This window comes from Kitasatospora sp. NPDC004799, from assembly GCF_040609095.1.
Lineage (GTDB): Bacteria > Actinomycetota > Actinomycetes > Streptomycetales > Streptomycetaceae > Kitasatospora.
In genome coordinates, this window is record NZ_JBEXJK010000375.1 from 1 (window position 1) to 7,379 (window position 7,379).

10 protein-coding genes are annotated in these 7,379 nt (G+C 70.4%); 6 read left to right on the plus strand and 4 right to left on the minus strand.

Annotated elements, in window-relative coordinates; all coding sequences use genetic code 11:
- Positions 1-114: 114 nt before the first annotated feature.
- Both ABZW03_RS32615 and ABZW03_RS32620 read right to left on the minus strand, forming a co-directional pair.
- Positions 115-1,149: a 2-dehydropantoate 2-reductase gene (locus ABZW03_RS32615; protein ID WP_355266411.1), complete on the minus strand. Its 1,035-nt coding sequence runs from the start codon at positions 1,147-1,149 to the stop codon at positions 115-117.
- A 99-nt stretch (positions 1,150-1,248) separates the two neighbouring features.
- A complete protein-coding gene (locus ABZW03_RS32620; protein ID WP_355266414.1) occupies positions 1,249-2,079 on the minus strand; it encodes a class II aldolase/adducin family protein in 831 nt (276 codons plus the stop codon).
- Positions 2,080-2,206: 127 nt separating this feature from the next.
- Between ABZW03_RS32620 and ABZW03_RS32625 the strand changes: the two genes are divergently transcribed.
- From ABZW03_RS32625 to ABZW03_RS32635, 3 genes are read left to right on the plus strand one after another with little or no spacing between them, the layout of a single operon-like run.
- Positions 2,207-2,500 (plus strand): hypothetical protein, encoded by a 294-nt coding sequence (locus ABZW03_RS32625; RefSeq protein WP_355266417.1) that lies wholly within the window; start codon positions 2,207-2,209, stop codon positions 2,498-2,500.
- A complete protein-coding gene (locus ABZW03_RS32630; RefSeq protein WP_355266420.1) occupies positions 2,497-3,624 on the plus strand; it encodes a tryptophan dimethylallyltransferase family protein in 1,128 nt (375 codons plus the stop codon). The genes ABZW03_RS32625 and ABZW03_RS32630 overlap by 4 nt, the downstream gene beginning before the upstream one ends.
- 52 nt (positions 3,625-3,676) lie before the next feature.
- Positions 3,677-4,171 (plus strand): GNAT family N-acetyltransferase, encoded by a 495-nt coding sequence (locus ABZW03_RS32635; protein ID WP_355266423.1) that lies wholly within the window; start codon positions 3,677-3,679, stop codon positions 4,169-4,171.
- 34 nt (positions 4,172-4,205) lie between these two features.
- On the opposite strand, the gene ABZW03_RS32640 is transcribed toward ABZW03_RS32635, so the two are convergent.
- Both ABZW03_RS32640 and ABZW03_RS32645 read right to left on the minus strand, forming a co-directional pair.
- The gene (locus ABZW03_RS32640; protein ID WP_355266426.1) at positions 4,206-4,466 is read right to left on the minus strand and encodes a hypothetical protein; all 261 of its coding nucleotides are present in this window, start codon (positions 4,464-4,466) and stop codon (positions 4,206-4,208) included.
- A complete protein-coding gene (locus ABZW03_RS32645; protein WP_355266429.1) occupies positions 4,463-4,831 on the minus strand; it encodes an ATP-binding protein in 369 nt (122 codons plus the stop codon). Before ABZW03_RS32645 ends, ABZW03_RS32640 begins: the two co-directional genes overlap by 4 nt.
- A gap of 226 nt (positions 4,832-5,057) precedes the next feature.
- On the opposite strand from ABZW03_RS32645, the gene ABZW03_RS32650 reads away from it, so the two are divergent.
- The 3 genes from ABZW03_RS32650 (at position 5,058) to ABZW03_RS32660 (ending at position 7,147) form a co-directional block, all read left to right on the plus strand.
- Complete coding sequence (locus tag ABZW03_RS32650) at positions 5,058-5,909, plus strand: DUF5753 domain-containing protein (protein WP_355266432.1); 852 nt, start codon at positions 5,058-5,060, stop codon at positions 5,907-5,909.
- Between the two features lie 3 nt (positions 5,910-5,912).
- Positions 5,913-6,098: a DUF397 domain-containing protein gene (locus tag ABZW03_RS32655; protein WP_355266435.1), complete on the plus strand. Its 186-nt coding sequence runs from the start codon at positions 5,913-5,915 to the stop codon at positions 6,096-6,098.
- Between the two features lie 284 nt (positions 6,099-6,382).
- Complete coding sequence (locus tag ABZW03_RS32660) at positions 6,383-7,147, plus strand: GNAT family N-acetyltransferase (protein WP_355266437.1); 765 nt, start codon at positions 6,383-6,385, stop codon at positions 7,145-7,147.
- The last annotated feature ends 232 nt before the right edge of the window (positions 7,148-7,379 follow it).

The window sequence follows — 7,379 nt, forward strand, 5'->3', positions numbered from 1 at the left end:
CGGCGGCCGGCTGGACGTGACGGCCGAGGAGGTCCCGGCGGACCCGGGTTCCGTGGTCACCGCCGCGTTCCGGGTGGTCGACTTCCTGTGCGCGAGGCGCACTCCCCCGGGGCGTCAGCCGGCCGCGGTCACCTCGGCGAGGAGGGCGGGGCCGGACCAGTGCGGGGCGGTGCCCGGGGCGGCCGCCTCGGCCTCGCGGACGAGGGCGATCAGCCGGGCGTTGGCGGGGGCGGTGAGGCCGTGGCGCTCGGCGAGGGCGACCACCTCGCCCTGGAGCGAGTCGATCTCGGTGGGCCGGCCCCGCTGGAGGTCCTCCCACATCGAGGAGCGGGCGGTGGCGTCGATCTGCAGGCTGGCCCCCGCCAGCTCGTGGAACTGCTCGTCCGACAGCTCCAGCACCTGCGGCATCACCTCCGGCGGCACCGGCCCGAGCTGGGCCGGTGCCGCCCCGGCGGCCTGGAACACCGCCAGCGCCTCCCGCTGGCACCGCGCCACGCACTGCCGGTACGCCAGCTGCCCGACCTGCTCGCGCAGCGGCAGCCCGGAGAGCGCGTTGACCGCGTTGTTGAGGTTCATCAGCAGCTTCGCCGCCAGGACGGCCGGCATGTCCGGCCGCAGCTCCAGCAGCAGACCGCTCGCCCGGGCCGCGTCCGCGAGGGCGCCCGCGCCCTCCTCCTCGGCCAGCATCAGCGAGCCGCCGCTGCCCTGGTGGAAAGCGGCGGGGCCGGTCCGCACCACGTTGTACGGCACCATGCCGGCCAGCACCCGGTGGGACGGCAGCGCGGCGGCCAGCTCCTCCGCGTTGCGCAGGCCGTTCTGGAAGCTCACCACCACCGTGTCGGGGCCGAGGTGCGGGGCGAGTTCCCGGGCGGCGGTCACGGTGTCGGCGGACTTCACCGTGACCAGGACGTAGTCGGCCCCGGCCACGGCCTTCGGATCGGCGGCGGCGACCGCCTCCCCGGTCTCGCGGCGGGCCTCCCCCGGGCCGGTGAGGGTCAGCCCCTCCGCGTCGATCGCCGCCATCGCCGCCGGGCGGCCGATCAGGGTGACCTCGGCGGTCGAGGCGAGCATGCCGCCGAGGTGGCAGCCGATGGACCCGGCGCCGAACACGGCGATCCGGAGCCTGCGCGGGGCGGGGGCGGTGGACACGGGCTGCTCCAGGGAGGGGGCCGGGGCGCGGACGGACGGGGGCTCGAACGGACGGGGAACGGGGACCGGTCGAACGGGGACCGGCCGAACAGGGACCGGTCAGTCGAAGAGGTCGGGGTCGGACAGGGTGATCTGGTCCCACAGCGGGCGGGCCTGGAACCAGCCGGCCAGCGGCGTCCCGATCTGGTCGCGGGTGATCAGCGCGGTCTCCCGGTCGATCAGCTTGGGGGTGCCGGCCGCCATCGCGAGCAGCTGCGCCTGGCAGGAGCGCTCCATGGTCACGAACCACCAGACCGCCTCGGCCACCGACTGGCCGACCGTCAGCAGACCGTGGTTCTGCAGGATCACCGCCTTGTACCCGGCCAGCGCGGCGGCCACCCGCTTGCCCTCCTCGGTCTCGGTCACGACGCCCCGGTAGTCGCTGTACAGCCCGTGGTCCTCGAAGAAGACGCAGGCGTCCTGGGTGATCGGGTCGAGCGGGATGCCGAGGCTGGAGAAGGCCTTGCCGTGGAGGGAGTGCGAGTGGGCGGCGGCGATCGCGTCCGGGCGGGCGGCGTGCACCTGGGAGTGGATCGCGAACGCGGCGCGGTTCACCGGCCGGTTGCCGTGCAGCAGGGTGCCCTCGTGGTCGACCAGGATCAGGTCGGAGGCCTTGATCTGGTTGAAGCTCATGCCGAACGGGTTCACCCAGAACCAGCCCGGGTTCTCCGGGTCGCGGACGGTGATGTGCCCGGCGACGCCCTCCGAGAAGCCGAACCGGCCGAACAGGCGGAACCCGGCGGCCAGTTGCTCCTTGCGGTACCGGCGCTCCTCCTCCACCGAGTCGAAGACCGGCGGCAGCGGCAGGGTGACACCCTCCGGGGCCGGGCCCACGACGCCGGTCGCCGCGTACGGGTCGGCGGGCTGCTGCGGTGCCTGCGGTGCGGACATGGCGACTCCCGGGGTTGCGCGGTGAGGGCAGGGGCGGAGCGGACCAAATATGCGTTCGAAAGATACATACCTTTAGCGCAAGCCGTATGGCTATGATCAATCTGATCATCGATCAGGGGGAGAGGCAATGATGCGCAAGGTTCTGGCAGCGTGGGCAGTTGGCATCGCCGCCGGTGCGGCCCTGCTGGGCGGCACGACCGTCCAGCTGAACGAGCCCAACCAGAACGGCGTCGTCCAGGCCAACGAGCCCAACCAGGGCGTCGTCGTGCAGTTCAACGAGCCCAACCAGGGCGTCGCCCCGGCGAACGAGCCCAACCAGGACGTGGTCATTCGGGCCAACGAGCCCAACCAGGGCGTCGTCGTGCAGTTCAACGAGCCGAACCAGGGCGACGTCGTGCAGGCCAACGAGCCCAACCAGTGATCAGCCCGCGACTCCGCGCGGCCGATCCCGCCCTGGGCCCCTTCCAGGCTCCGGACAGCACGTTCGGGCAGTTCCTGGCGGAGAAGTGGACCGCCGTCTGCGAGGGCCTCGGGATCGACGAGGTCGAGACGGCGGCCGTGCTGCGGGAGTTGCGGGACGTGCTCAGCCCGTGGGGCGCGCGGACCGTCGGCACGCAGTGCGATCCGCCGTCGTTCGTCTCGGCCGACGGCTTCCCCGCCGAGCTCTCCGTGAGCTGGAAGGCGGGGCGCCCGGAGGTCCGCATCCTGTTCGAGTCGCTCGGCCCCGCTCGCACCCCGCTCGGCTGCCAGGAGGCCGGCCGGGAGCTGACCCGGCGGCTCGCCGACCGGCCGGGGACGAGCATCGAGCGGTACCTCCGGGTCGAGGACCTGTTCGTCACGGCCGATCCCGACCGCTACCGCCCCACCATCTGGCACTCCCTGGCCTGGCAGCCGGGTGAGCGGCCGCACTACAAGGTCTATCTCAACCCGCAGGCGCACGGGGCGGACCGCACGTACGAGGTCATGGCGGAGGCCATGGACCGGTTGGGCCTGGCGGAGGCCTGGGCGCCGGTGCGGCGCCAGTGCGCGGACCTCGCCCGGCGAGGGCACGAGCTGGAGTTCTTCGCCCTCGACCTGGACGGCGGGAGCCGGTCCCGGGTGAAGGTCTACTTCCGCCACCTCCCCATGAAGATGGACGAGTTGGACACGGTGGCCGCACTGTCGCACCGCCACGACCCGGCGCGGGCAGCACGCGCTCGCGCCGTCGTCTACGGGCGGGACTGCGGGATCGTGGACAACGAGCCGATGACCTGCCTGGCCTTCCGGGAGGGCGCGACGGGCCCGGAGGAGGCCAACGTCTACCTGCGGCTGCCCGGCAACGCCCGCAGCGACGCCGAGGCGGCCGCGCGCATCGCGGAGCTGATGCGGATCGAGGGCGTCGACCCGCTCCCGCACGCCGAGGTGATCGGCCGGCTGACGGCGGGGCTGCCGGAGGGCGACACCGGGGTGCAGGAGCTGTGCAGCTACCGGACGATCGCACCCGGAGTGCCGGCGGACATCGGGCTGTACCTGCGGTTCAACGCGTACGCGGCGATCGCGGCCTGAGTCCTGGCCCCGGCGGGCGACTATGTCGGTGGCGGAACGTATGGTCCGCGCCATGAACACTCTTCGCCTCGAACCATGGTCCGACGCAGGTCTGGCGGTCCTGCACCGCCAGAACACCCCCGGGATGACCGAGCATCTCGGGGGGCCTGAGACCGAGCAGGCGATCGTCGACCGCCATCAGCGCTACCTGAGCCTTGACGGCGGCGAGATGCTGCTCGTCCGCCTCGGTGACGAGGCGATCGGTTCGATCGGGTACTGGGAGCGGGAGTGGGGCGGTGAGGAGGTGTACGAGACCGGATACGGGATCTTCCCGGAGTTCGGCGGTCGCGGATACGCCGCCGAAGCCCTGCGGTTGGTTGCGGCCCGAGCGGCGGTGCGTGGCACGCGGCGGCACCTGCACGCGTTCCCGCATGTGGACCATGCGGCGTCGAACGCGGTGTGCCGCAAGGCCGGGTTCGAGCTGGTCGGCACGGACTCTTTCGAGTACCCCAAGGGCACCTGGCAGCAGTCCAACGACTGGCGGCTCGACCTGAGCGCCCTGGGCTGAGCGGTCGGTGACCCGTCGGACGTGACGATTCAGGTCACGTCCGCCCGGGGACGTCGCGACGGCGCTTGAACTCGCGCAGGAGCGCGAGGAGGTTGATCAGGGTGCTCGCCGGGACGTTGCCGATGTCGACCAGGCGGCGGCCGTGGAGGTTGAGGTCACCCGGGGAGGCGGACGGCCAGAGGAGACCGAACTCGCGGCCCTCGGTGCGGAGTTCCACGATCAGTTCGGTGATCTCGCGCGGGGTGAGGTGGAGGAGCGCCGGGTCGGCGGGGTGGATGGGGTGGTGGGCGCTCACACGACACCGTCCTGCTGCAGCTCGAACCAGACGGTCTTGCCGAGCTGTTGGGGGTCGACGCCCCAGCGGTGGGTGAGGCCGGCGACGAGCTGGAGGCCGCGGCCGGTCTCGGAGAGGAGGGCAAGAGGACCCTGCTTCGGGCAGAGCGGGCTGCGGTCGGAGACGGCGACCCGGAGGACGTTGCCACGGTGGTGGATGAGGATGACGGGCGAGGTGGTCTCGCCGTGCCGCCAGGCGTTGACGATGAGTTCGACCATGGCGAGTTCCGCGTCCGCGATGAGGGAGGGCGGCCAGCCGGCGCTGGTCATCCCGTCCCGGAGGGCGTCGCGGGAGAGGGTGAGGGAGGGGGAGTTGAGGTTTCGCACAGCGTCTCCCGGAGGGGGATGGGTGAGACCGGCGGATGCGTCGCCGTGAACGAACCCACTGGACATGGGTGTTCTGCGGTGCCCGAGCGGCGTTACTGACGATCCGTTCGGTGATCGGTGCATCACAGACTGTAGAGCATCGAGACTCACATGTGCCACCACATCCAGAAACATGGTCCACCGGTAGCCGCTGGACCATTTGCGGGTCGGCGTAGATGCTTGGGCTATGCCACCACGTACAACCCCAACGGCCCGGCAGGCACGGTTGGGCATCGAGCTACGGAAGATGCGAGACGCCGCCGGCCAGACAACTGCCCAAGCAGCAGCGGTCTTCGGGCTGGATCGAACGAAGATCACTCAGGTTGAGAAGGGGCACTACCCGATCACGGCCGAGCGCGTCCGCACGCTCGCCGAGGCCTTCGGTGAGGCCGATGCCGCGTACGTCGAGGCGCTCGCCGCCATCGCCGAGGAACGGCACAAGGGTTGGTGGGACGAGTATCGAGGCTTCGTTCCGCAGGGCCTTCTCGACATCTGCGAGTTCGAGCATCATGCAAAGGGCATGTACTCCTACCAGATCTGCCACCCGCCAGGCCCCATGCAATCGGAGCGCTACAGCCGCGCCATCTTTCAGAACAATCAGGTCCAGCTGACTCCGCGAGTCGTGGAGACACGTGTTGAGCAACGGATGCTGCGATCCGAGATGCTGATGGCGAAAGGCACCCATCCGTACACGGCGATCGTCCACGAGGCCGCTCTCCGCATGCAGTTCGGCGGACGCGACGTGGCGCGGGAACAACTGGATTGGATGCTGGAGTTGTCCCAGTTGCCACACGTCACGCTTCGAGTGATCAGCTTCGCGGCTGGAGGCTTCAAGGGACCTGGCCAAGCCATCTACTACGCGAACGGGCCCGTACCCAGGCTCGACACCGTCAGTTACGACTCCATGGAGGGACCGATCTTCCTCCATCGAACTGAGCATCTGGAGGAGTATCGCGCGGTCGTTGAGCAGATGGCCGACAGATCTCTTTCGGTTGGGGAATCCCGCGATCTGATCGCGAAGATCAAGAAGGAGATATAGCCGATGGAGAACCGCTCCTGGATTCGGCCCAGCGCATGCTCCAACGCAGGCAACTGCCCGGAGGTATCCATCACCTCCGACGCCGTCTACGTCCGCAGCAGCCTTCGGCCTGACGCCATCGCCCAACTCGATGTCAGCGAGTGGCGCGATCTTCTGTCCGCCATCCGCGCGGGCGAGTTCGCCGTCTGACACCCGATTCGGCGCACGGGCGCTGACCTGCTAGTGTTCCTGATGTCGCGAGAGAGACGATCTCTCGCCAGGCGTCAGCGGTGCTACCAGAGCACGTCCTACTTTCAGTAGGAAGAGTCCGTGCAACCCGGGCCTGGCGCTCCAACCGGAAGAGTCCGGCACCTCCCCAGGTGCCGGACTCTTCCGTTTATTCACTGGGCGAACCCCGCGCCGAATGAGAGCCTGCCGGGATGGACGACCCGACACCCACCGTGCCCGAAGAATCCGCTCCACTACTTGACCGGATGGAGCGAAACCTCGCCGAACGCGCCTCCCACCTGCACCGCCACCTGCCGCACGCGACCGTCACCGAGACCGCCGATCTCGTCATCGCCGACAGCGGGCTCGACGACGACACCTTCAACCTCATCGCCGCAGCGCGGTTCACCGACGACACCGCCCCGACCCGGGTCACAGAAACGGTCCGTGCGCTCGCCGGGACCGGCCGCCCCTTCTCCTGGTGGGTCGGCCCCGCCACCACTCCCCCGGACCTCGCCACCCACCTGACTGCCGCCGGCCTCGAACCGTCCGAGACCGAGACCGGCATGTGGATGGACCTGAACACCGACCTCCCGAAGCCCTTCGCCGAGGGCCTGGACATCCGCCCGGTGACGACTCCCGAGCAACTCGCCGACTACGCGATGATCCTGGCCGCGAACTGGGACCCGCCGGCCGCCACCGTCCGCCGCTTCTACGCCGACGCGGCCACCTGGGCCCTGGCGCCCGACTGCCCCGCGCGCTACCTCGTCGGCTACGCGGCCGGACGACCGGTCTGCTCGGCCGAGGTCTTCCTCTTCGCGGGCGTCGCCGGGATCTACAACATCGCGACCCTCGCCACCGAACGCCGCCGCGGCTACGGCGGCGCCATCACCGCGGCCACCCTGCACACGGCCTACGACGCGGGCTACCGCACGGCCGTCCTCCAGGCCTCCGAGGACGGCGAGCCCGTCTACCGCCGCCTCGGGTTCCAGGCCTGCGGCGGGTTCACCGAATACGCCGTCACCCCCTGAGCGCCCGCCGGCCCCGCCGCCACGGGCCCGATTCGGCACACCGTCGTTGAGCTGCTAATCTTCTCTTCGTCGCGAGGGAGATGATTCCTCGTCAGGCGTCAGCGGTGCTACCAGAGCACGTCCTACTTTCAGTAGGAAGAGTCCGTGCAACCCGGGCCTGGCGCTCCAACCGGAAGGGTGCGGGCCCCCCCCACGGGGCGGGCCCCTGGGCAATCGCCCGGGGCGGGCGCCC